Below are 21919 nucleotides of genomic sequence, written 5' to 3'. Positions count from 1 at the left end.
TTCAGGTCATGCGCAAGGTTGTAGCCTCAATCTCGCGACCCTGCGCCAACCGTCAGCCTTCGCCTTCGACCTTGTCCCAAGGGGACTGGCCGTTTGCCGGCGTCTGCATGCTTTTGTTCAAAGCATCCACAGCTCGGTTGTTCTGGGTAAGCCGGTGGATGTATCGCTCGGTGGTCCGTTTGGATACATGGCGGAGCAATTGCTGGATATCCAGAATGCTCGCCCCGGCTTGAATACCGATGCTGCCTGCAAGATGACGGACACTATGAAAGCCGAACCTCTTCACGTCTGCTTTTTTGCAGAGTCTGCCAAGCCAGCGATTGTGAGTGTCTTTGACCATTTTATGCGTCTGGTCAAAGACATGTTCCGCTTTCCCGGCTTTCAGCTTGCGTTTTGCAAACTCGAACCGAAGCGAATCAGCCATGGGAATCAGGTCATATTCCCAGTCACCGCCGTTTCGCTTGCGGGTCCAGAGGCCAACGGTTTTGCGGTCAAAGTCGACCTCATCCCACTTGATGCGGAAGATTTCGGACTTGCGTCCTGCGGTGAAGAAGGTGGTCAGGAGCACGAAGCGCTCGTACTCGTCCGCCAGATCCACCACAGCCTTGAAATCGACGATGGGCGGGACATACCTTGGATGACGCTCTTCGGGGAACTTGTCCACCAACTGAAAGGGGTTGACCCGCTTCATGTTGTGGTACTTTATCCCCCAGTGCCAAGCTGCAACGAGGTTTTTCCGATCCTTGTTGGCCGCATTGCCAGTCTTGCGCTGCTTCAGGTTGCTCAGGTGCTCCAAGGCGACGGTGGGGCTGATTTCCGCAACAAGCAGCTCTGGTCGAATGCTGTCGCGGAACAGGCGCCTGAAGGTTCGACGCTTTTCATCGAAGGTCTTCTCCACCCACCTGGACTTGCCATAGTCCAGATACATTTCGGCCCATTCTCCGCTCGCCAAGGCACGCCCGGCCATATTCATGTCCTTGCGTTTCTGGGGATCGGCAAGCTCAAGAGCATTGGCTGTCTCGCGCTCCCAGGCTTCGGCTTCCCTTTTCTTGTCAAAGAGCTTGGTGCGTCGGAGCTGTTTCCCGTCTGACGGGGTGAAACGTACCGCTGCACGCCCTTTTTTTCCTTCCTTGTACGGCATATGGATACCCTCGTACGGAAGACCGCTTATTGGCTGAAGATATTACCAAAGGTTATATACGGAGGTTAATTTGGACTTGCGCCGTCTTTGGGCGCGTCCCGGGGTTTGCTCTCCGCTCTCGGGAATGTTGACGGCTGCCTGATGCATGTACGCTTCGACTGCGCGCCGATGAAAGCGTATGCCGCGTTTCCCGATCGTAAACGCGCCAAGACGCTGCTTCATGTCGGCTCTTCTTACCAAGCTCTGGGAGCAGTTCAGCATCTTTGCCACGTCTTTTACCCTCAGCACATCGGACACCAGAAAACGACCATCCTGTTTTTGGTTAACCGACCTGCCTACAACGTGTGCAAAAGGAAATTCTAGGTTCAGGGGTAGGTTTTTTGAAAAAACATTGTGCACAAATTTAGGTACTTACAAAAAAAGTGAAAGAAGCTGTTTTGGAAGGCACCTTTCTGCTCGTTTCGATACCCCCTAACCGGTTAAGGTGAAGCACTGAAAAGCCCCCTTGTTTTTTCTTTTCCGGGCTTTTTTAGATGGCTTGCAAAACCTCCTTGTCATTTGTTTCCAGCAGTGGCGCTCGCGTACGGCTTTGCCGGAAGCGAGCGCCGCTGCTGCGGATCAAATGACGCTGGGGGGCGCGACCGAAACCGCGCGCGCAGAGGATGAATAGATTGGCATTTCGCTTTTTTCGTACGCCGAAGGCGGCGCCAAAAAGCCGAAATGCCAATCTAGAAGGGGGGCGCAAGACGCCCCCCTTTGCTTGGTTTGCTCATTACACAGAAAAAGCCCCAGAAAGGGGCTTCTCTTGAAAATATGAATGCCTGACGCAACTATGCTCCAAGCAAGGGTCTTGTCATGAAGGTCCGTCGTCCCTGCGGGACGCCTGACAGTGGCTAAAAAAGTGTCGGCTCGGAGCCGAAACGCCAGTTGGACACAAGAAGATCTGCTTTCAATTCCTCACCTCAAAACGCCACTGACGCTTTAAAGCAAGGTGGGCCAAGCCGTCTCAAAGAAACAGCCTGTTGCAGAAACTGCAACACAAAACCATACGGGATGAAGGATGCCCTGTTCCCAGTGAAAGAAATCTTCTTTCAACGGTCCAATTCAATAGTGGGTGTCACAGCACAAGTGCATGCGTCTTGCGCCTGCCGCTGGGGGCAGAAATGTGACCTTCGGGGAAGCTGGCAACGATCGGCGCTCGGGTCCAACCGTTCATCTGGCAAATGGGTTTGTGTAAGCTTGGCGTTTGTTTTGGAAAGAATGCCGTTTGTTTCGGAAAAACGGCGGTAAGTGTTGAAGCCGTAGGCTTCGTACGTCGTCATCAGTTCGGATTTGCATCACGAACTTATGACGACCAGAGCGGTGGTAGTGCCTCCTTTGTATCAGGTTTTATGAATTCTCATATCACGGCACTTTCGTCGATTTCCAGTAAGGGGCCTAGCTTTCTGCAGTTTTTTGTTGAGCAGGTTCGGATGATTTTGGCTGGTAAAGATTGCAGGACCGGCCCGCCCTGACCTCGCGTCTACCCAAACGGCGTTAGCCAGTGATCCAACAACCTCTATGGAAATCCCCCCTCCACCTTGACACAGTTACAATATATAAAATAGTAGCTAAAAAGTGCTACTCAATGAAAAGTCGTGTCAAGGGATTCTGTCTTTTGCACGAAAGGAGGGTATCCGATGTCAGGATGCACACCGAAGTCGAGTCCGAAAGCGGTTCCGGTCGACTTGTCTTCAATCCACCCAGAAAAGGAGGGAACAATGAAACAGATTGAAGGCGTTATGTACCAAACCAACGCCCCGAAAGGGATTGATCCGGACGGAATTTATTTCGTTCAGGTCGATACCACCAAGTGCGAGGGCTGCGGTGCGTGTGAGGAGGTCTGCGCAACAGGAGCGATCCAGAGCATCAACGACGACTACATTCACCAGGTCGTCGACACTGCCGCCTGCATGAACTGCGGCCAGTGTCTGGTCTCGTGCCCCTATGGCGCCATCTACGAAGGCGTGTCCTATGTGGATGAAATCTTCGAAAAACTTAAAGACCCCGATACGGTGGTCGTGTCCATGCCTGCCCCGGCAGTCCGCTACGGGCTGGGTGAATGCTTCGGCGGAGCCCCCGGCGCTTACGTGGGCCAGCAGATGCATGCCGCCCTGCGAAAGCTCGGGTTCGACTACATCTGGGACAACGAGTTCGCTGCCGACGTGACCATCATGGAGGAAGGCACCGAGCTCATCAACCGTGTGAAGAACGCCGGCAAGAAGGACACGCTCCCTCTGCCGCAGTTCACGTCCTGCTGTCCGGGCTGGATGAAATTCGTGGAGAGCTACCATCCGGACCTTCTGCCGCACATCTCCACCTGCAAATCCCCCATCGGAATGCTGGGAGCGCTGGCAAAGACCTATGGCGCACATGAAACCCACACTCCGGCAAAGAAGATGTACACGGTCTCCATCATGCCGTGCATCGCCAAAAAATACGAAGGCCTGCGTCCCGAAATGGCTGACAGCGGCTACAGGGACATCGACGCCACCATCAACACCCGCGAACTTGCGTACATGATCAAGAAGGCTGGCATCGACTTCAACACCCTGCCGGGCGAAGACCCTGATCCGGTTCTTGGCGAATCCACCGGCGCGGCGACCATCTTCGGCACCAGCGGCGGCGTGATGGAAGCGGCGCTGCGGCTGCCTACGAGGCACTCTCCGGCAAGCATCTGAACAACCCGGACATCAAGGTCGTGCGCACGCACGAAGGCATCAAGACCGCAGATGTGAAGGTGCCCGGATTCGGAACCGTCAAGGTGGCCGTGTGCAGCGGATTGGCAAACGCCAACAAGCTCTGCGAAGAGGTCAGGAACGGCAAGTCCCCCTACCACTTCATCGAAATCATGGCCTGCCCCGGCGGCTGCGTGAACGGAGGCGGCCAGCCGCTTGATCCGGACGTACAGGCATCGCTGTTCACCAGCATGATCGCGAAGGTGAACCGTCGGTACCGCGCCAGAAAGCCCATGGCCTAAGGAGGAAACACTATGAGCATCGCGAAATTCAACAGACGTGGATTCATGAAAGCGTGCGGCATCATGGCGGGCTACGCCGTCCTGACCGTCAACATGACCGGCGAAGCGTTTGCCGCGGCCATGGCGTTTGTCGGCCTGCGCCAGAAGCAGGTCTACGATGCGGACGCAAACGTCTACAAGATCCGCAAATCGCAGGATAACCCCATGATAAAGAAGCTGTACGACAAAAAGCACGGCTTCCTGCATGAAGGGCCTTGCGGCCACATGTCCCACAGGCTTCTGCACACCGAGTACACTGACCGCAGTGCACGTTTAGCCAGCCTCAAGGAAAAGGGCTTCAAGCTGGGCCTGTAACACTCACCTCACCAGCCTGCGGCAAGGTATTTGCTGACCCAAGGGCTTCTTAATCAACTATCCTGAACAGATAAATCACGCCCCGCCAAAAGAGTTTTGTTACCTTTCTTGTTTTGATTTACTTATTGTAATATTTTTTCTTGATCTGTGTTACGTTTTCCGGCAGTGTGCTCCTCGGAACACCTACACGGAGAAAGCTGCCTGCGGGAAGGATGTGTCTGAACCACAGGGCGGGGGTCTCCCGGCCCCTTTCAAAGATCCGCCGGCAATATTCTCCCGCTCCTCCGGTTCCGTCCATCGCTTCCCGCGACCGCGCTTCTCTGTTTCACATGCCAAACTATATGGCTGGAGGAACTGCATGGAAAAACGAATCGGAATCATCGGCGTCGTCATCAAGGAGCGCCTCTCGGCGGCTCCCAAGGTAAACGAAATGCTCTGCAAGTTCGGCGAACTTGTGGTGGGCCGCATCGGCCTGCCCTGCCGCGAGAGGGGAGTCAGCGTCATCGGCCTCATCGTTGAGGCCGACACGGATGAACTGGGGGCCCTCACTGGCAAGCTGGGCATGATTGAAGGCGTTCGCGTCAAATCTCTGATGGTATAGCGGGAGGACTGGAAATGTCACATGCGGAAAGCGATGCATATTTCAACTTCATCGACGAGGAAGTCATCTGGGCGGATATTGCCCGCGCAAAAAAGGCCGACCGGGCAGAGGTCAGCGCAGTCATTGAAAAGGCCACGGAGAAAAAGGGGCTGACTCCGTACGAGACCGCCGTCCTGCTCAAGAATACCGACCCCGAGCTTGACGAAGCCATTTTCGAGGCGGCCATCTCCATCAAGAAAGCCATCTACGGCAACAGGCTGGTGCTCTTTGCTCCCCTTTATATCACCAACGAATGCGCCAACCAGTGCGCCTACTGCGGGTTCAACGCCAAGAACGGCGACCTCGACCGCCGCACCCTGAATAACAGGGAGATACAGCAGGAGGTCGCGGTGCTGGAGAAGCTCGGCCACAAGCGGCTCCTGCTGGTCTACGGCGAACATCCACGCTTCGGTGCCGACTGGATCGCCGAAACCATCCGCGACGTCTATTCCGTCACGTCGGACAAAAGCGGTGAAATCCGCCGGGTCAACGTGAACTGTGCCCCGCTGGACGTGGAAGGATTCAGGACCCTTCACGAAGTGGGCATCGGCACATACCAGTGTTTTCAGGAGACCTACCACCGCGAGACATATTCCAAACTGCACCTTGCCGGGAAAAAGGCCGACTACCTCTGGCGTCTGCACGCCATGCACCGGGCACAGGAGGCGGGCATAGACGACGTGGGAATGGGCGTGCTCTTCGGCGTTTTCGACCCGGTCTTCGACATCCTCGGCCTGCTCACTCACTGCAACCAACTCGAACGCGACTGTGGCGTCGGGCCGCACACCATCTCCTTCCCCCGGCTCGAACCGGCCCTCAACTCGGAGATGGCCTACAATCCGCCCTACCCGACCACGAACCACGAGTTCAAGAAGATCGTGGCCGTCCTGCGAATGGCTGTTCCCTATACCGGTCTCATTCTGACCACCCGTGAAAACGCCGAAACCCGCAAGGAACTGCTGGAAGTCGGCGTCTCACAGCTCTCCGCAGGGTCGCGCACCTACCCCGGAGCGTACAGCGACCCGAAATATGACCGCCCCGACGTGCAGCAGTTCTGCATCGGCGACAACCGCAGCCTCGACGAGGTCATCCGCGGCATCGTCTCGGACCATGGGTACGTCCCCTCGTGGTGTACGGCCTGTTACCGCCTCGGAAGAACCGGCGAACACTTCATGGAGCTCGCAAAGACCGGGTTCATCCAGAAGTTCTGTCTCCCGAACGGCCTTCTGACCTTCAAGGAATACCTTGAGGATTATGCCTCCGGTGAGACGAAGAAGGCCGGAGAGCAGCTTATCCGGCAGGAGCTGGAGACCTATGACGACCCCAAACGCCGCACCCTCCTCGTGGACCGTCTGGCCCGCATGGAAAACGGCGAACGGGACCTTTACCTCTAGGATCAAAGGCCGCGCCCGGCCTCCCGGGCGCGGCTTGTCATCACGGCTCCATGAACGCCGAACGCTGTACCATGTACTGAGTGGATTTCCCCTTGAAGGACGCTACAACATGATTCTGGCCGGAATACGGAACATGAACGTTCCCGCGCTCATACGCTCGGCACGGTCACGGGTGATCCTGCACGCAGCCGTATACGCACCCTTTGCGGCATCTGCACGCCACTGTGCGGCCATCCGGGAGTACCTCGGGCGGCCCGGCACGAACGGAATGGATGTCATAACCCTCCCGCGCACCGTCGAGCCATGGAGCCAAAGATTCCTTCACATTCTGCGTGACAGGGCGACAGAGGCCGAAGCAAGGCGGGAATTATCGGACTCATGGCGGTTTCTGGATGAACTCAGGGAGGGCTGTCCGGCCCGGCTGCGCATCCATGAGCTTGAAGAGGCGCCGTGCTTTCCTGCCCTGATCGTGGATGACACGATCCTGTTCGGCCAATACGCCAACGCCTCGATTCCGGCCCCGTTGGGGATATGGGTGCGGCTGCAAGCGGACGTTGAGCGGCTGATGGGCTGGAGTATTACAGGTGTGCCTGAAAACGCTTCCGAATTCGATGTCGCGGCATACCGGGTTGTGGAGGACTGTGTTCGGGCAATGCAATCAGGAGAGAATCGTGAACACCCCAAGTGAAAGAGACATATTGCACTATATCGGCGGCGCAGACGATGCCTCGCTCTTTCAGCGAGCAGACACTGTTCGCCGCTCCGTTTTCGGCGACGAGGTCTACCTTCGCGGAATCGTCGAATTTTCGAACGTCTGCAACAAGAACTGCCAATATTGCGGACTGCGTGCGCATAACCGGAAGCTGAAGCGATACCGCATGACCCCGGACGAGATCGTCAGCGCCACAGACGTGGTCGCGCGCGAAGGACTCGGCACCGTGGTTCTGCAGTCCGGCGACGACTTCAGTTACTCTGCCAGGACCATCGGAGACATCATCAGCCGCATCAAGGACCGTCACGACATTGCCGTCACCCTCTCCCTCGGGGACCGGGGGCTGGACGAATACGCCTACTGGCGGGACTGCGGAGCGGACCGGGCTCTTCTCAAGCTGGAAACCGGCCACGTGAAGCTCTACGAACGGCTGCGCTGCGGGGAGAGCTTTCAGGAGCGCCTTCACCGCATTGAAGGACTCAAGCGCCTCGGCTACGAGGTCGGCTCCGGAATCATTGTCGGCCTGCCGGACACGGACATCCTGACCACAGTGCGCGACATGGTCCTCCTCAGTCATCTCGAACTGGACATGATCGCCATCGGCCCATTTGTCCCGAGTCCGGCCACGCCGCTGGCGTTCAATCCCGCCGGAGACGTGGAGCTTTCCCTGCGGGTTTCGGCAATCATGAGAATCCTGTGCCCGCAAGCGAACATTCCGGCCACCAGCGCACTGGACGCTCTGCTGCCCGGCGGCCGCCAGACCGGCCTTCTTCGCGGCTGCAACGTTGTCATGCCGTCACTGACGCCGGAACACCTCAGGTCGGACTACGCCATCTATCCGGGCAAAAACATGACGGAGCACAACGCCGTCCTGAAGCTCAACACCGTCAAGGAATCCATCGCCCGCATGGGCCTCGTTCCCTCACAATCAAAAGGATCTTCCCCAAGGAGGCACTATGTCGACCAAAGCGCCCCGAGGCGTCCGTCTGGTGATTACGCTTGCCGGACGGCGCAATGCGGGTAAATCGTCCCTCATAAACGCCATTGCCGGTCAGGGCGTGGCCATTACCTCCCCGACGCCGGGGACGACAACGGACCCTGTCGCCAAGCATTACGAACTGAACCCGCTCGGCCCGGTCACCTTTTATGACACCGCCGGGCTGGACGACGACGGGGAAATCGGACGGCTGCGGGTTGCCGCGACACGAAAGGTGCTCATGCGCACGGATGTCGCCGTACTCGTCATCGATGAAAAAGGACTCTCCAGGAGCGATCATTCCCTGATCGAAGAGGTCCGGGCGCTTGGCCTGCCCGTAGTGGTGGCCTTCAACAAGGCCGACATCATGAAACCTGATGAGGCGGACACGCGCTGGTGTGAGGAAAAGGGCATCACATACGTTGCGGTATCGGCATCCAGTGGCACCGGCGTGGACGCACTCAAGACCCAGATCATCGAATCGGCCCCGCCAGAGATGCGGGAGGACCCGGTACTCGCCGGGGACCTTATTCGGGAAGGCGACTGGGTGGTCTGCGTCGTGCCCATCGACCTCGCCGCGCCCAAGGGACGGCTGATTCTGCCGCAGGTTCAGGTCCTGCGCGACATTCTGGACCGGGACGCCATCGCCGTGACGGTCAAGGAGCGTGAGGTGAAAGACGCGCTGACAAACCTCGCAAAGCCCCCAGCCCTTGTCATCACCGACTCGCAGGCCATCACGAGCGTTGCGGGCGACGTTCCGGATGGCATACCGCTGACCACGTTCTCCACGCTCTTTGCCCGCTACAAGGGCGACCTCGGCGAGCTGGCCGCAGGAGCGGTACGCATGGACTCGCTTCAGGACGGCGACAGGGTGCTCATCTGTGAATCCTGTTCACATCATCCGGTGGCAGACGACATAGGACGGGTCAAGCTTCCCCGCTGGATGCGACAGTACACGGGCCGCACGCTGGAGTTCGATGTCTACGCCGGACACGACTTCCCCGAGGACCTTGAGCAATACGCCCTTGCCGTTCACTGCGGGGGATGCATGACCAATCGCCGCGAAATACTCCGCCGCATCCGGGAATGCCGCAGGCGCGGGGTCCCGGTGACGAACTATGGAATCGCGATTTCCAAGACGCAGGGAGTCCTTGAACGGGTCATGGCCCCTTTCCGGCACATGTAAAAAACATGGGCCGGGAGTTTTTCTCCCGGCCCAGACGAGAAAACGTTTGCAGCCTCAGGCCGCGATTTCATTGGTATCAGCAGCCAAGGCACATCGGACATATCGCCCGGGAGTCGGCTCGATGAGCAGTGGCAGACTGCTCGAACATGCAGCCACGGCATGGGGACAAAGCGGCGCAAAGGCACAGCCGTCCTCACTGGCCTGACACCACTCCATATCATAGTCGCTGACAGCCCTTGCATCGCAGGATTCTATCGCGTCCTCGAAGAGAAGCCGCGTGTACGGGTGCATCGGGTTGGTGAATATTGCATCAGCAGGACCCGTTTCAACAAATACCCCTCCGAGCATGACCGCGACATCGTGCGCGATGGCCCGAACGGATTCGAGGTCGTGCGAAATATACATGTACGCCACGTTGTCGCGCTCCTGAAACGAACGCAAAAGGCTGAGAATCTGCGCCTGAATCGAGCGGTCGAGCGAGGACACCGGCTCGTCCGCAATAACCAGATCGGGCGCGAGGGACATGGCTCGCGCGATGCCGATGCGCTGGCGCTGCCCGCCGGACATCTCGTGCGGATACCGGTCCAGCAGGTCCGGAACGAGGCCCACCATGGACAACAGACGCTCAAGTTGCGCTTCCGCATCGCCCTGCAGCAGGCCATGCAGCCGCAGCGGCTCAAGCAGCAGGTCGCGGGCCTTGAAATTGGGATTCAGCGATCCGTCGGCATCCTGAAAAACCATCTGAAGGCGCTGCCGCAAGCTCCTGTCGTCCCATGTCGGCAGCGGGCGTCCCGCAAAGGTGACCAGCCCTGAATCCGGTTTGAGCAGCCCCGCCGCCATCCGTGCAAGCGTCGTCTTGCCGCAGCCGGACTCGCCCACCACCGCTAGCGTCCTGCCCGGAGCGATGGAGAGCGTCACCTCGCGGACCGCGACATTTCTTCGCTTGAAAAAAAACCCGGACTCGAAGGTTTTGCTCATCTTTTCCAGATGAATCACTGCAGGTTGTGACACCGCACGCCTCCGTTGAATTCGGGCACAATGGAACAGCAGGTCTCGCAGGAGTTGCTGCACCGGGGCTGAAACCTGCATCCGCAGGGCAGATCAGTCAGGGCCGGGGGACTGCCGGGAATCGGCTCCGGGCAAACACCGTCCATGGACCTGTGCAGGGCCGAGGCATACGGGTGCCGCGGCCTGTTCAGAACCTGCGCGGCCGGTCCCAGCTCAAGAATCTGCCCGGCATACATGACTGCGGCGGTCTGGCAGAGTCGGCGGGCCGCGTTCCAGTCATGGGTGATGCACAAAAGCGCCGCCCCTGTCTCCTCAAGACAGTCAAGCAACAGCCCAAGCACGCTACGGCGCACGGTGGGGTCGAGCGCGGTAGTCGGCTCGTCGGCCACGAGCAGCACGGGATCCTTGGCCAGCGCCATGGCGATCATCACCCGTTGGCGCATGCCTCCGGAAAGCTGGTGCGGGAACTGACGGAACCGTTTCTTCGCTTCCGGGATCCGGGCCATGTCCAGAAGCCGCAAGGCTCGCTGATTGGCCTCGTGCCTGCCGCATCCCCGGCTGAGCCGGACCGCCTCGGCGATCTGCCAACCACCGGGAAAAGCGGATTGAGGTAGGCCGAAGGCTGCTCGAAAATCATGCCCATGCCGCGGCGTCGAACGCGGCGCATCTTCCGCTCGCTGAGCGCAAGAAGATCGTCGCCGCGAAAAAGCACCTGCCCGGAAATCTTTGCGCCCGGCGGCAGAAGACGCAGCAGCGACAACGCCAGAATGGTCTTGCCGCACCCGGACTCGCCCACAAGACAGGCCTTCTCGCCGCATCCGAGATCGAAGCTCACGTCGTCCACGGCGCGAACCATGCCAGCGGGCGAGTCGAACTGAACCTTGAGATTTCGTACCTGAAGCAACGATGAATTCTGCTGTCTTTTCATGCGATCCTCCTCATGAGGCAAACTGCAGTTTTCGCCAGTCCGAAAGGTTGCTGCGCGGGTCGAGCACGTCCCGAAGCCCCTCGCCGAGCATCGTGAAAGCGAGAACGCTAAGAGAAATTGCCGCCATGGCAGAAAGGGATACGTGCGGCGCGACCTCTATGACGGGCAGCCCCTTGATGAGCATGGTCCCCCATTCCGGAACCGGCGGCTGCACCCCGAGGCCGAGGAACCCAAGCCCGGCGATGTGAATGATCTTGCCGCCGATGCCCAGCGTGGAGATGGTCACGACAGAAGGAAGAACGCCGGGCAGGATGCAGTGTCGCAAAATGTAGAACGGCCCGGCCCCGATAGCGCGGCTGGCCTCCACGTAGCCGCACTCGCGAATGGACAGCGCCTTGGAGCGCGCAACGCGGGCGTATTTCGGCCACCCCGGCAGGGCCAGCGCAATCATGAGGCTGGTCTCGCCCGGACCCAGTATGCTGATGGCGATGAGCGCCATGACAATGCCGGGAAAGGCGAAAAAGCAGTCCGTTATGCGCATGAGCAGCGCGTCGAGCGCCTTGAAATACGCGGCGAAGATTCCAAGCGATGTACCGATGAAGCCCGCCAGCGCGGTGATTGTGACCGCCAGCCCGAGGGACGGCCTGAGGCCGTAGATGATGCGGCTCGCAACACAGCGTCCCAGCTTGTCCGCACCCAGAGGGAACTCGGCGCTCGGTCCTTCAAGTCGATGGGCAAGGTGCTGCCTGTCAGGGTCGTGCGGGGCCACCTGCGGGGCGAACACGGCAAAGAACACGAGAATCGCACAGAGGACCATACCGAGGAGCATGCCCGGGCTTTTCCATCTATCCTTCATAAGCGCCCTCCCGAACCCTCGGGTCCAGCCAGACCTGAAGCATATCCACAGCAAGATTTATCAGCACGTAAACGCAGGCGATGACCAGAATGCACCCCTGCACCACGTACATGTCCCGGGCCCTGACCGCGTCCACGAGCAGGCTGCCAAGCCCCGGCCAGAGAAAGATGGATTCAACCACAACAGCCCCACCGAACAGGTAGCCCATTTGTGCGCCGAGGTACGTCAGCACGGGCGGCAGCGCGTTCTTCATGGCGTGCAGTCCGGTCACGCGCCACTCGCCCATGCCCTTGGACCGGGCCGTAATCACGTATTTTTCCTCCAGCGACTGGATCATGCAGGTGCGCATCAACCGGGTGGTTATCCCGGAGCTGGCTACCGCCAGCGTCACGGCCGGAAGCACGAGATTGGAAAAGGAGCCGTACCCCGCAACCGGGAGCAGGTCCATCTGCACCGACAGGACCAGAAACAACACCACCCCGACACAGAAATCCGGCGTGGAGACCGCTATCATGGAGCCGGTCATGGCCGCTCTGTCCACCCATGATCCCGGCATGGCGGCCGAAAGCGCTCCAAAGGGCAGAATGATGACAAGCGCGAGCAGAATGGACGCTCCGGCAAGCTGCGCCGAGGGTCCCAACGCCTGCCCGATGGCGGACACGACACTCTGCCCCGTCTGGTAGGAATGGCCCAGATCGCCCTTGAGGGTCCTGCCGAGCCAGCGCCAGTATTGGACGTACAGCGGGCGGTCCAGACCCATCTCCTTCTCCAGCTCCATGACCGCGGCCTTCGGCGGCGTTTCAGATGCAGTGAGCGCACGAAGGGCGATTTCCGCAGGGTTGCCGGGACTGAGCGAAAGGGACAGAAACGCCGCAACGCTGACTCCGAACAGTACCGGAGCCAGCGCGGCGATTCGTTTGAGGATAAACGGAAACACGACTACCTGTTCACGCTGACGGTTTCCAGATGGTAGCTGCTTTCGGTGGGATGCATGGTGTACCCGTCAATGCCCTTGGCCACGGCGTCCACGTTGACGTAATAGTTCAGATACATCATGGGAGCCTCTTTCATGAGGATGGCCTGAACCTCGTCATAGATGGCCTTGCGCTTCGACTGGTCGAAAACACTCCTGCCCTTCAGCAGCAGTTCGTCGACTTTCGGATTGCTGAAGTGATAGGCACCCCAGCCGCTTGCGACCGTGTTCTCGGAGTAGTAATCCTTCATGAGGTTGTAGTCCGGATCGGGAACAAAAAGCAGGCCGCGACCCACCAGGAACATATCGAAGTCGCCGCTTTCTCGTATTGAGTGAGCGGCGTCCACCTGCGTCACAACAAGCTCCGCATCAAACCCGACATCCTTGAGCTGCGCCTGCACGACCTCGGCGGTCGGCGGCAGAGCTGCGCGCTCGGGGTAGGTCACGAGCTTGATCTTCAGCGGCGTACCGTTCTTCTCCCTGACTCCGTCGCCGTCGGAATCCTTCCACCCGGCCTTTTCCAGCATCTCTTTTGCCCCGGCCTGATCAAATTTGTAACCCTTCACTTCCTTGTTTGCCCAATAGACCATGGGCGGATACAGCGTCGTGGCCGATTCTCCTACTCCTTCAAGCACATAGCGAACAAGGTCGTCACGATTCACGGCCATGTTTGCGGCCTTGCGGACAAGAATATCCGTGAAAGGCCCTTCGGCCATGTTGAGCCCCATCATGCGGCAGCGGCCTATGGACGTGCGGTGAATCTCGAACTTGCCCGACTGTTCGAGAGAGCGAATCGCCTCGGGCGGCAGAATCTGGCGATGTCCAGCTCTCCGGCCCGGAGCATGGCCAGACGGGTCACGGCGTTGGGCACACCGCGGTAGAACACCTTGTCTACCTTGGCTTTTTCACCCCAGTACGCATCGTTGCGAGTGACGGTTACGCTGTCTTTCACCTTCCAATCTTCAAAAACAAAGGGACCGGTGCCCACCGGCCTGACCACCTCACCGCTGGCATCAAAGGAGGACTCGGCAACAGGCGCGGTTTCGCCCATGGACAGGTACGCTGCCAGCGGAGCAAACGGTTCGGAGGTTTTCAGCACAAGGGTTCGATCGTCAGGAGCGGCTATAGACTCCAGCGGCACAGCCTTGAACAGCGACCCTTTCTCCTGAAGCCGCTCAAGCACTGCTTTGACCGTCCCTGCCACGAGCGGTGTTCCGTCATGAAAGAGAACGCCTTCCCGCAGATTGAGCGTCCACGTTTTCCTGTCGTCCGACAAAGACCAGGACTCGGCCAGCCCCGGCTTCAGCTCCAGATCCTGATTCACTTCAATCAGGCATTCGGTCACGCCAAGGCGTTTGAAAACATAGCCTGCTTTCTGGATGTCGAGCGTCTTCGGCCCCCACGGTCCCGCGACGTTCAAAACCGTTTCCGAAGCAATGGCATACCCTGCCAGCGCAATAAGAATACTCAGGCTCAGCATGAGGATTCTGAGAGCCGGACGAATTTTCAGTAACATGATTCCTCCACGGTGATTAATTTGTTGACACGTTAGTTAATCGGGTGGCACGAATCAAGCATTAAATTGAGAACTGAAATATCATGCGGCATACCTATTTTCGAAAGACAAGCAAAGGGGTGGAGATGAACGAAGCAGATGCTGTTTCCTGGCAAGATCGCTGGCGCATTCAGATGGAAGACATGGCCGCGCGTAGTGATACGCAATACTGGAATCGAAGGGCCGAAGATTACAACAATTTCATCGTATCGAGCAGTTTTGAGTATGGAGAGCGGATGGCCGAGATTCTGCACTCGAACACGATGCTGGGAGCCGACTCCAACGTGCTGGAAATCGCTTCCGGCGTGGGTGCGGTCACGCTTCCACTGGCCCGCCGGGCAGCCCGCGTCACTGCCGTGGAGCCTGCCCAATCCATGGCTGACCTGCTGGAAGAGAATGCCTCCGCAGCTAATATCAACAACGTCAGCCCGGAAGTAACTGATTTTGCGACATTTGCAGCGCAGACGCAGGACAACGCCTTTGACCTCGCCTTTCTCTGCCATGCGGCATGGCAGTTTCCGGACGCGGCATGGCTCATTGAAGAAATGAGCAGGCTCTCTTCAGGCCATTGCTGCCTCGCGGACACCATGGGACAAGGCGACCCGGAAAATCTCGCAATGCAAAAAAAGCTGGGCATCAACGCGCCCGAGGTGGACCGCCCGTTCTACCTCTATAACGTGCTGAACGAACTCGGCAGACCTGCCAGCCTCTCCAACGTCAGCTATATGATGCGACGCTCCGAGGACTCCGCACGGTCCATGTGGACAAACCTTGTATCCAAGTATCGCACGGTTTCGGAGCAGGACACGGAGATGATCAACGAGCATATTGCAACCCGGAGCACGAACGGTGTGTACGAGGTGCCGGCGACAATGACCATGATGTGGTGGAAGGCCTAAATGCGCCGGACGGACAACGCAAAGGAGTATGAGATGGACGAGAGACTGAGCGTAGCACACTGGGACGGACTGTGGGAACAGCGTTGGGACACCCGCGAAAGCCTGTATGTCGGCAGCGCGCACATGGGTTACTGGCAGGCCCGGGCCGAGGATTTCTCTGTTGGCCGCAAGGCATGCGACTATGATTTCGGACGCAAGATCACCGAAGTGCTTACGCCGTTTCTCCCGGCCAAAGCCGAAGTCCTCGACGTGGGGTGCGGCCCCGGCAGCATCCTCGTGCCCATGGGTCAGGCAGGATGGCGCGTCACGGCCGTGGAACCGGCCGAAGAGATGATCCGGCAACTCCGGGCCAATGCCGAACTCGCCGGGATAGAAGACTATACTGTCATACCGTCCATCTGGCAGGATGTGGACACGGAGAGCCTCAACGGACACTTCGATCTGGCGCTTTCCGCCATTACCATGTGGATGTTCCGTGACCTTCGGACTCAGTTGGAGCGGCTTGAGACGGTCTCCCGCGATCTTTGCTGCGTCGTCGGTGGAGCAGGCGGCGAAACCAGCGGTCACAGTGACGGGATGTGGAGCGCCATCATGGGTGACGTCCCCCAGCCCGGCTACTCGGAGTTTCCCCTCGCGTTCAATCTGCTCTACGCCATGGGCCGCAACCCGGAAGTGCGCATTGTCGACTACTCCACGAAACGATCCGTCGAGAGCAAGATTCACCAGCAGAAGCTCTTTTACGCCAAGTACACACAGCTCACCCCCAGCACGGAACGCATGATCGAGGATAACGTCATGGCCAGCGCATCGGACGATCTTGTACACGAAAACTGCAAGGCGTCGGTCATTTTCTGGAAAAGCCCGAAAGCTGGCGTGACGAACTGATTTATCAGCACAGACTCGTCACCGGGTCATTCGGGCTGGCTTAATCGTCCGGGAAGCACCGATCTGCCCCACCTCCTATTTGACGGAGATGAACATGCGGCCAACAGCCTTGATCTGGAAGACTTGGCTATCGGTCTGATGGTACCTCCGCTACCGTGGACGTAAAAGGTAGAGAGCGGCGGCTCACTCTCGTTCGGCGTCAAGTCATAACAAACTGCGAAACAAGTACGGGCGATATGAACGCTGGTGAACGGATAGTTCAGACAATTACCGGACTACGATGTCACCACAAGCTATACTGAAGCCACGAATCGGCTCACCACACAACTAAAGCCCTTCCTCATTTAAACCTGCCAATATTGTGACACAAAGGATAAGACTCACTCTCGCGAGACCAGGCTGTTAAGAATAACACTTGCATTTGAGATTGCGCCACGATCATGTGGGAAAGCATGTGTGAATTATGTTCAATAAGTGCTTAACAATGCCTTGTTTCGCCCAAAGGCAACAAAAAGAAGTTCCCGCCATCATTGAAAATGTTGGCGGGAACTCGCGTTCAAGAAATACGGTGAACCTTTTTGGCATAAGAACCTTTGCCCCTGCCTCCACATTTCGTGGCCACCCCGTGTCTTCAGTCGTGTTAAACGCGGCATAGGTGCCAATAAAGCAGGACCCAAGGTGCTGAAATAACGAAAATAAGCGGCCTTCTCGTTTCTTTTCCGCGCCCATGCCCGCCGGAGGCATCTCGCTCTTCTACTTGTAGGCGGCGAGCTGTCGTGCGGTATCGCGCTCGATGTCGCGTTGCTTGATGTCTTCTTTTTTGGAGTGGACGTTTTTGCCTTTGCCGAGCGCGAGTTGAACCTTCACTTTTCCCCGGGTGATATACATTTTTACGGGGATGACGGAGAGTCCTTTCTGTTCGGCTTTGGCTTGCAGGCGTTCGATTTCGCTTTTGTGCAGGAGCAGTCTGCGGGAGCGGTCGGGGTCTGGCCGGTCGAAGAGGGAGGTGTTTTCGTAGGGGGCGATGTGCACCCCGACGAGCCATGCTTCGCCGTTCTTGAAGCGTACGTAGCCGTCTTTGAAGGCCACTCGTCCTTCACGCAGAGATTTCACTTCGCTGCCCTGAAGGGCGATGCCTGCTTCAAAGGTTTCGAGGAATTCGTAGAGGCGTCGAGCCTGTTTGTTCTGCCCTATCACGTTGGAGGGGGCTTTCTTTTTTTTCTTGGCCATATGGGTATCCCTTAATGGGGGAGTTCGTCGTTTTCGAGGAGCGAGGCGAAGAAGGTGAGTTCTTCGGGATACTGCTTGAAGATGGTTTCCATGACAAGCGAGTTGATGCGGCCGACGGTGCGGCATTCGAGGACGCTTCGCAGGAGTTCGCGGCAGTCGCTCATGCGGGTCTGGCGGATGATGCGCTTGATGCCGGGGATGGCCTGCGGGGTGAGCGAGATGGAATCGATGCCCATGCCCATGAGCAGGGGGACGCAGTAGGGGTCGGAGGCGACCTCGCCGCAAAGGCTGACTGCGATGCCCGCTTCGTGGGCGGCGTCCACCACGAGCTTGATGGCCCGGAGGGTGGCGGGGTGCAGCGGCTGGTACAGATAGGATACGTGGCTGTTGGTACGGTCCACGCCGATGCTGTACTGGATGAGATCGTTGGTGCCGATGCTGAAAAAGTCGACTTCCTGCGCGAGCAGGTCGGCGATCATGACTGCGGCGGGCAGTTCGATCATGATGCCAACGGGCATGTCGGATCGTATTCCTTGCCTTCGCGGCGCAGTTCGGCCTTGGCCTGTGCCAGCCATGCCTTGGCCTGCCGGACCTCCTTGATGCCGGAGATCATGGGGAACATGAGGGCCACGTTGCCGTAGACCGAGGCGCGCAGGATGGCGCGGAGCTGGGTCTTGAAAATCCGCGGGTGCTTCAGGCAGAAACGGATGGCGCGCAGTCCCATGGCGGGGTTGCTCTCGTCGAGCATGCCGACGTGAGACATGAACTTGTCCGCGCCGAGGTCGAGGCTTCGGAAGATGACCTTCCGGGGTGCCATGATGGACGCGAGGTCCGCGTACTTTTCAAAGAGTTCGTCCTCTTCGGGCAGGTCCGGACGGTTGATGTAGGCGTATTCGGTGCGGTAGAGGCCGATGCCTTCGCCGCCGTTGTCGATGACTGCGGCCACTTCCTCGACAAGCTCGATGTTGGCGTGCACGTCGACCTTGAAACCGTCGAAGGTTTCCGCCGGAAGCTGGCACTGCCGCCGGGTCTGGCGGGTATATTCCTCGAAGAAGGCGGCGCGCTCGTTGTATTCGGCAAGCTCGTCTTCGCTCGGATTGACGACGATCTTGCCCTGCAGGCCGTCCACCACGATAAGATCGCCGTCGGTGATGGCCTCTTCGAGCTTGTTGACGCCCACGAGGGCCGGGATGCCGAGCGTGCGGGCCATGATGCCGGTGTGGGAGGTCTTGCCGCCCTGCACGGTGGCGAAGGCCATGATCTTGTCCACTTCCAGCTCGACGGTGTCGGCGGGAGTGAGGTCGTGGGCGAGGATGATGACCTTGCCCTGCACGGTGGTCATGTCCGGGCCTTTGCCTATGAGCCGCGACTGGACGCGGTCGGCCACGACATGAACGTCCTGCATCCGCTCACGGATGTAGGGGTCTTCAACCGCGCCGAAAGCGGCCTCCTGATCGGCCACGGCTTTTTCGAGCGCCCATTCGGCGTTCAGGCCGAGGGTGCGGATGTATTCTTCGGCTGTATTGGAAAGCTTGGGGTCGCCGAGCATCATCAGATGAGTGTCGATAAGCAGGGCGTAATCCTTGAGCTCGGGCGGGACCTGATGGCGAACGGCGGACATTTCCTCGCGCACGGTCTCGAATGCGGCGTGCAGGCGCGCCACTTCCTCTTCCACGCCGGAAGCGGAAACCGTGTTTCTGGGCAGGTGGGCCTTATGGCTCCTGTTGAGGAAGACGGCTTTCCCGATGGCGATGCCTGTGGCTACGGAAATGCCGTTGATGGTCTTGCTGTTCACGTAGGGTCCTTATTCGTCGCGAAACTGTTTTCGGAACATGTCCTCCAGCCGGTCGAGCGCTTCCCGTGCGTCCTGCCCGGTGGCACGCAGCTCCAGTGTGGAACCTTCGGCGGCGGCAAGGGTCAGTATGTCGAGAATGCTCTTTGCGTCAACCTCCTGTTCCTCCACGGAGATGGTAATGGAGGATTTGAAGCTCTGTGCGGCCTGAGCCAGCCGTCCGGCGGGACGGGCATGCAGGCCGTTCAGGTTGGACACGACGATCTGTCTGCTTAGGGTGTTCCCGCCTTCTTCGGGAAGCGAGCTTTCGTTATTCATGATGTATCCTGTTCAATGGTAGACCATCGGTTATTCTGTTCTTTGAGTCAATTGATCCCCGCCAGAAACCCGGTCACTACCGAGCGGATTTCCGGCACGAATTCGGTCATGACCAGAAACGCGGCCACGGCGAACACACGGGAAAACAGTCCGGTCCGCACGAAGCGGCCGAAGAGAATCAGCGCCGAGACGCCGAGCGCCCACTGCCACCAGACGAGGGGGTGCGGCCATATCTGGGCCCATACAAGAGCCAGCAGCACCGCGTTGGCGAGCTTGAGCCGTGCGCCCCAGTTGATGAGATCCCAGCGGCGCAGGCGGTCGAGAAACTGCATTCCGTGACGAAGCCCGGCAAGAAATGTGGCGGCGCGAAACGCTTGCAGCCCGGAGAAGAAGACCAGCCCGAGCACGAACGGCGCGACGTGCATTCCGGCCAGCAGCATGGCCGTGGTGGCCAGCGCCCAGAACACAAGAAGCTCCCGGCAAAGACGGAATCGCCAAGGGCGGAGAGCGTGTAGCTCATGGTGTCCTTGACCTTGGGGAACATCTTTTCCGGCATCCGGCCCGCTGCGATGCCCTTTTCAAGATTGAGATAGATGCCCGCGAGGCAGGGCAGCCAGAAAGGGTGCGACTGATGGTGGCGGGCGTAACGCTTGAGGGCTTTACGGTAATCGGACCGTTCGGGATGGATGGCTTCGAGGCCGGGCATCATGGCGAAGGTCATGCCCACGTTCTGCATGCCGCGCGTATTGAAGCACGCGCCGCCCAGCCAGCAGCGCACGAACGTGCGCATGAAGGCAAAGGAGCGGACGTCCGCGACATGCCGGGTGGTATTGACGATCGAAATGGCCGAATCCTCCGTAACCGGCTATTCGGGCAGCAGTTCCAACCGCTGCAGGTGGCGGGTGACAAAGATGGCCACCACGACCTTGAGTTCGTCCCACGGCGCAAACGGGATGACGCCCACGGCAAAGGTTTTGCCCCAGGTGAAATCAAGCGCCAACTTCAGCCAGACCGCGCCGATGCCGTAGATGAGTACCATGGCCATGAGCCCCCAGAACAGGCCGGGGAGCCAGCGTACCGGGCCGTCGGCGTCGCGAATCTGCCCGGTAAGCAGCGGTGAAAGCAGAAAACCGAGGAGATAACCGCCGGTTGGACCGATGGCGTGGCCAAGACCTGCGCCGCCGCCGCTGAAAACCGGCAGCCCGGCGATTCCGGCAAGCACATAGAGCCCCACGGCTGCCAGACCGTGTTTCGGCCCGAGGATCATGCCCGCAAGAAAAACGAACAGCGGCTGCATGGAGATGGGCACCGGGCCGATGGGAATGACGAGAAACGCGCCAAGGGCGATGGACGCGGCAATGAGCGCCGTCCAGACCAGCCTGTTGAGCGAGCGCATGCTTTCAGCCACGATTGTCCTCTCCTTGCTGATGCGGTCCGGGAGTCAGCCCGGCCCGCCGGATACGGTCCACGTCCTGCCGGGGGCCTTCCCCGGGCGTGGTCAGATAGTCGCCGGTCATGACACCGGTAATGCCCGCCTTGAACGGCAACGAGCGGCTGCCCTTGGCAAAGACGGACGGACGGCCGCCGCAAACGCGTACCTGCCGGTCCGGCAGCAGAAACCGCATGAGGGCCAACGTCCGGAGCGCTTCTCCGGACGACATGACCGGCCTGTCTTCCAGCGCCGTCCCCGGCACCGGGGTGAGAAAATTCACGGGCACCGAGGGCACGCCCAGATCTCTGAGCGTCAGGGCCAGCTCCACGCGGTGCTCAAAGCCTTCTCCAAGGCCGAAGATGCCTCCGGAGCAGACATACAGCCCTTCCTTGATCGCGTCCCGCACGGCCTGCACGTCTTCCTCATACGCATGGGTCGTGCAGACGGTGTCGAAATAGGAGGCCGCTGTTTCCAGATTGTGATGATAGCCCCGAAGCCCGGCTTTCTTCAAGTCCCTTAGCAGGGTACGGCTGACGATGCCCGGCGAGGCGTCGGGCTCGAGCCCGGCTTCGGCCACGGCGCGGACACAGGCGGCGAACGATCGGCCTCCTCCGTCTCAAG

The 21919-nt window shown here is 59.0% G+C and carries 19 protein-coding genes and 5 pseudogenes; 9 read left to right on the top strand and 15 right to left on the bottom strand.

Going from position 1 to position 21919, the window contains the following annotated elements; genetic code table 11:
- Positions 1–52: 52 nt before the first annotated feature.
- Both JCM12178_RS10065 and JCM12178_RS20915 read right to left on the bottom strand, forming a co-directional pair.
- The gene (locus JCM12178_RS10065) at positions 53–1141 is read right to left on the bottom strand and encodes a tyrosine-type recombinase/integrase (protein ID WP_054651026.1); all 1089 of its coding nucleotides are present in this window, start codon (positions 1139–1141) and stop codon (positions 53–55) included.
- Positions 1142–1183: 42 nt separating this feature from the next.
- Positions 1184–1429: a helix-turn-helix domain-containing protein gene (locus JCM12178_RS20915; RefSeq protein WP_369404499.1), complete on the bottom strand. Its 246-nt coding sequence runs from the start codon at positions 1427–1429 to the stop codon at positions 1184–1186.
- A 1391-nt stretch (positions 1430–2820) separates the two neighbouring features.
- Between JCM12178_RS20915 and JCM12178_RS10055 the strand changes: the two are divergent.
- From JCM12178_RS10055 to hydF, 7 genes and pseudogenes are all read left to right on the top strand, one after another.
- Positions 2821–4160, top strand: a pseudogene (locus tag JCM12178_RS10055) ([FeFe] hydrogenase, group A).
- A gap of 12 nt (positions 4161–4172) precedes the next feature.
- Positions 4173–4514 carry an iron hydrogenase small subunit gene (locus JCM12178_RS10050; RefSeq protein WP_054651021.1) on the top strand — a complete coding sequence of 114 codons (342 nt, stop codon included), beginning with the start codon at positions 4173–4175 and terminating at the stop codon, positions 4512–4514.
- A gap of 358 nt (positions 4515–4872) precedes the next feature.
- Positions 4873–5115: a TM1266 family iron-only hydrogenase system putative regulator gene (locus JCM12178_RS10045; RefSeq protein ID WP_054651019.1), complete on the top strand. Its 243-nt coding sequence runs from the start codon at positions 4873–4875 to the stop codon at positions 5113–5115.
- Between the two features lie 14 nt (positions 5116–5129).
- Entirely contained in the window at positions 5130–6548 is a 1419-nt protein-coding gene (gene hydG / locus JCM12178_RS10040; RefSeq protein WP_054651017.1) for a [FeFe] hydrogenase H-cluster radical SAM maturase HydG, read from the top strand.
- Positions 6549–6657: 109 nt separating this feature from the next.
- Entirely contained in the window at positions 6658–7236 is a 579-nt protein-coding gene (locus JCM12178_RS10035; protein WP_054651015.1) for a hypothetical protein, read from the top strand.
- A complete protein-coding gene (gene hydE / locus JCM12178_RS10030) occupies positions 7220–8284 on the top strand; it encodes a [FeFe] hydrogenase H-cluster radical SAM maturase HydE (RefSeq protein WP_245628711.1) in 1065 nt (354 codons plus the stop codon). Before JCM12178_RS10035 ends, hydE begins: the two co-directional genes overlap by 17 nt.
- Positions 8217–9422 (top strand): [FeFe] hydrogenase H-cluster maturation GTPase HydF, encoded by a 1206-nt coding sequence (gene hydF / locus JCM12178_RS10025; RefSeq protein ID WP_054651011.1) that lies wholly within the window; start codon positions 8217–8219, stop codon positions 9420–9422. Before hydE ends, hydF begins: the two co-directional genes overlap by 68 nt.
- Positions 9423–9476: 54 nt before the next feature.
- On the opposite strand, the gene JCM12178_RS10020 is transcribed toward hydF, so the two are convergent.
- From JCM12178_RS10020 to JCM12178_RS19675, 6 genes and pseudogenes are all read right to left on the bottom strand, one after another.
- The gene (locus JCM12178_RS10020; RefSeq protein ID WP_083465848.1) at positions 9477–10400 is read right to left on the bottom strand and encodes an oligopeptide/dipeptide ABC transporter ATP-binding protein; all 924 of its coding nucleotides are present in this window, start codon (positions 10398–10400) and stop codon (positions 9477–9479) included.
- Between the two features lie 14 nt (positions 10401–10414).
- Complete coding sequence (locus tag JCM12178_RS19685) at positions 10415–10666, bottom strand: oligopeptide/dipeptide ABC transporter ATP-binding protein (protein WP_245628712.1); 252 nt, start codon at positions 10664–10666, stop codon at positions 10415–10417.
- Positions 10667–10858: 192 nt separating this feature from the next.
- A pseudogene (locus JCM12178_RS18695) lies at positions 10859–11286 on the bottom strand (ATP-binding cassette domain-containing protein); the annotation flags it as partial.
- Between the two features lie 82 nt (positions 11287–11368).
- A complete protein-coding gene (locus JCM12178_RS10005) occupies positions 11369–12214 on the bottom strand; it encodes an ABC transporter permease (protein ID WP_054651003.1) in 846 nt (281 codons plus the stop codon).
- Positions 12204–13151 (bottom strand): ABC transporter permease, encoded by a 948-nt coding sequence (locus JCM12178_RS10000; RefSeq protein WP_054651001.1) that lies wholly within the window; start codon positions 13149–13151, stop codon positions 12204–12206. Before JCM12178_RS10000 ends, JCM12178_RS10005 begins: the two co-directional genes overlap by 11 nt.
- 2 nt (positions 13152–13153) lie before the next feature.
- Positions 13154–14667, bottom strand: a pseudogene (locus JCM12178_RS19675) (ABC transporter substrate-binding protein).
- Positions 14668–14828: 161 nt separating this feature from the next.
- On the opposite strand from JCM12178_RS19675, the gene JCM12178_RS09985 reads away from it, so the two are divergent.
- Together JCM12178_RS09985 and JCM12178_RS09980 are read left to right on the top strand one after the other, a co-directional pair.
- The gene (locus tag JCM12178_RS09985) at positions 14829–15641 is read left to right on the top strand and encodes a class I SAM-dependent methyltransferase (protein WP_054650996.1); all 813 of its coding nucleotides are present in this window, start codon (positions 14829–14831) and stop codon (positions 15639–15641) included.
- A 33-nt stretch (positions 15642–15674) separates the two neighbouring features.
- Positions 15675–16526 (top strand): class I SAM-dependent methyltransferase, encoded by an 852-nt coding sequence (locus JCM12178_RS09980; protein ID WP_172677106.1) that lies wholly within the window; start codon positions 15675–15677, stop codon positions 16524–16526.
- Positions 16527–17279: 753 nt separating this feature from the next.
- On the opposite strand, the gene smpB is transcribed toward JCM12178_RS09980, so the two are convergent.
- From smpB to JCM12178_RS09950, 7 genes and pseudogenes are all read right to left on the bottom strand, one after another.
- Positions 17280–17756, bottom strand: coding sequence for an SsrA-binding protein SmpB (smpB, locus tag JCM12178_RS09975; protein WP_054650992.1), 477 nt, complete (start codon positions 17754–17756; stop codon positions 17280–17282).
- Positions 17757–17767: 11 nt separating this feature from the next.
- Positions 17768–19551, bottom strand: a pseudogene (gene ptsP / locus JCM12178_RS09970) (phosphoenolpyruvate--protein phosphotransferase).
- A gap of 9 nt (positions 19552–19560) precedes the next feature.
- Positions 19561–19866: an HPr family phosphocarrier protein gene (locus JCM12178_RS09965; protein ID WP_054650990.1), complete on the bottom strand. Its 306-nt coding sequence runs from the start codon at positions 19864–19866 to the stop codon at positions 19561–19563.
- Positions 19867–19913: 47 nt separating this feature from the next.
- Complete coding sequence (locus JCM12178_RS19670; RefSeq protein WP_245628713.1) at positions 19914–20333, bottom strand: hypothetical protein; 420 nt, start codon at positions 20331–20333, stop codon at positions 19914–19916.
- Positions 20334–20398: 65 nt separating this feature from the next.
- Positions 20399–20602, bottom strand: a pseudogene (locus JCM12178_RS19665) (PTS system mannose/fructose/sorbose family transporter subunit IID); the annotation flags it as partial.
- A gap of 129 nt (positions 20603–20731) precedes the next feature.
- Entirely contained in the window at positions 20732–21274 is a 543-nt protein-coding gene (locus tag JCM12178_RS09955) for a biotin transporter BioY (protein ID WP_245628710.1), read from the bottom strand.
- Entirely contained in the window at positions 21267–21875 is a 609-nt protein-coding gene (locus JCM12178_RS09950) for a biotin synthase BioB (protein ID WP_083465844.1), read from the bottom strand. Before JCM12178_RS09950 ends, JCM12178_RS09955 begins: the two co-directional genes overlap by 8 nt.
- Positions 21876–21919: the final 44 nt, after the last annotated feature.

This window comes from Salidesulfovibrio brasiliensis JCM 12178 (assembly GCF_001311825.1).
Classification (GTDB): Bacteria; Desulfobacterota; Desulfovibrionia; order Desulfovibrionales; family Desulfovibrionaceae; genus Pseudodesulfovibrio; species Pseudodesulfovibrio brasiliensis.
Note: the sequence above shows the minus strand (reverse complement) of the source record. Positions and strands in the feature narration are given on the sequence as shown.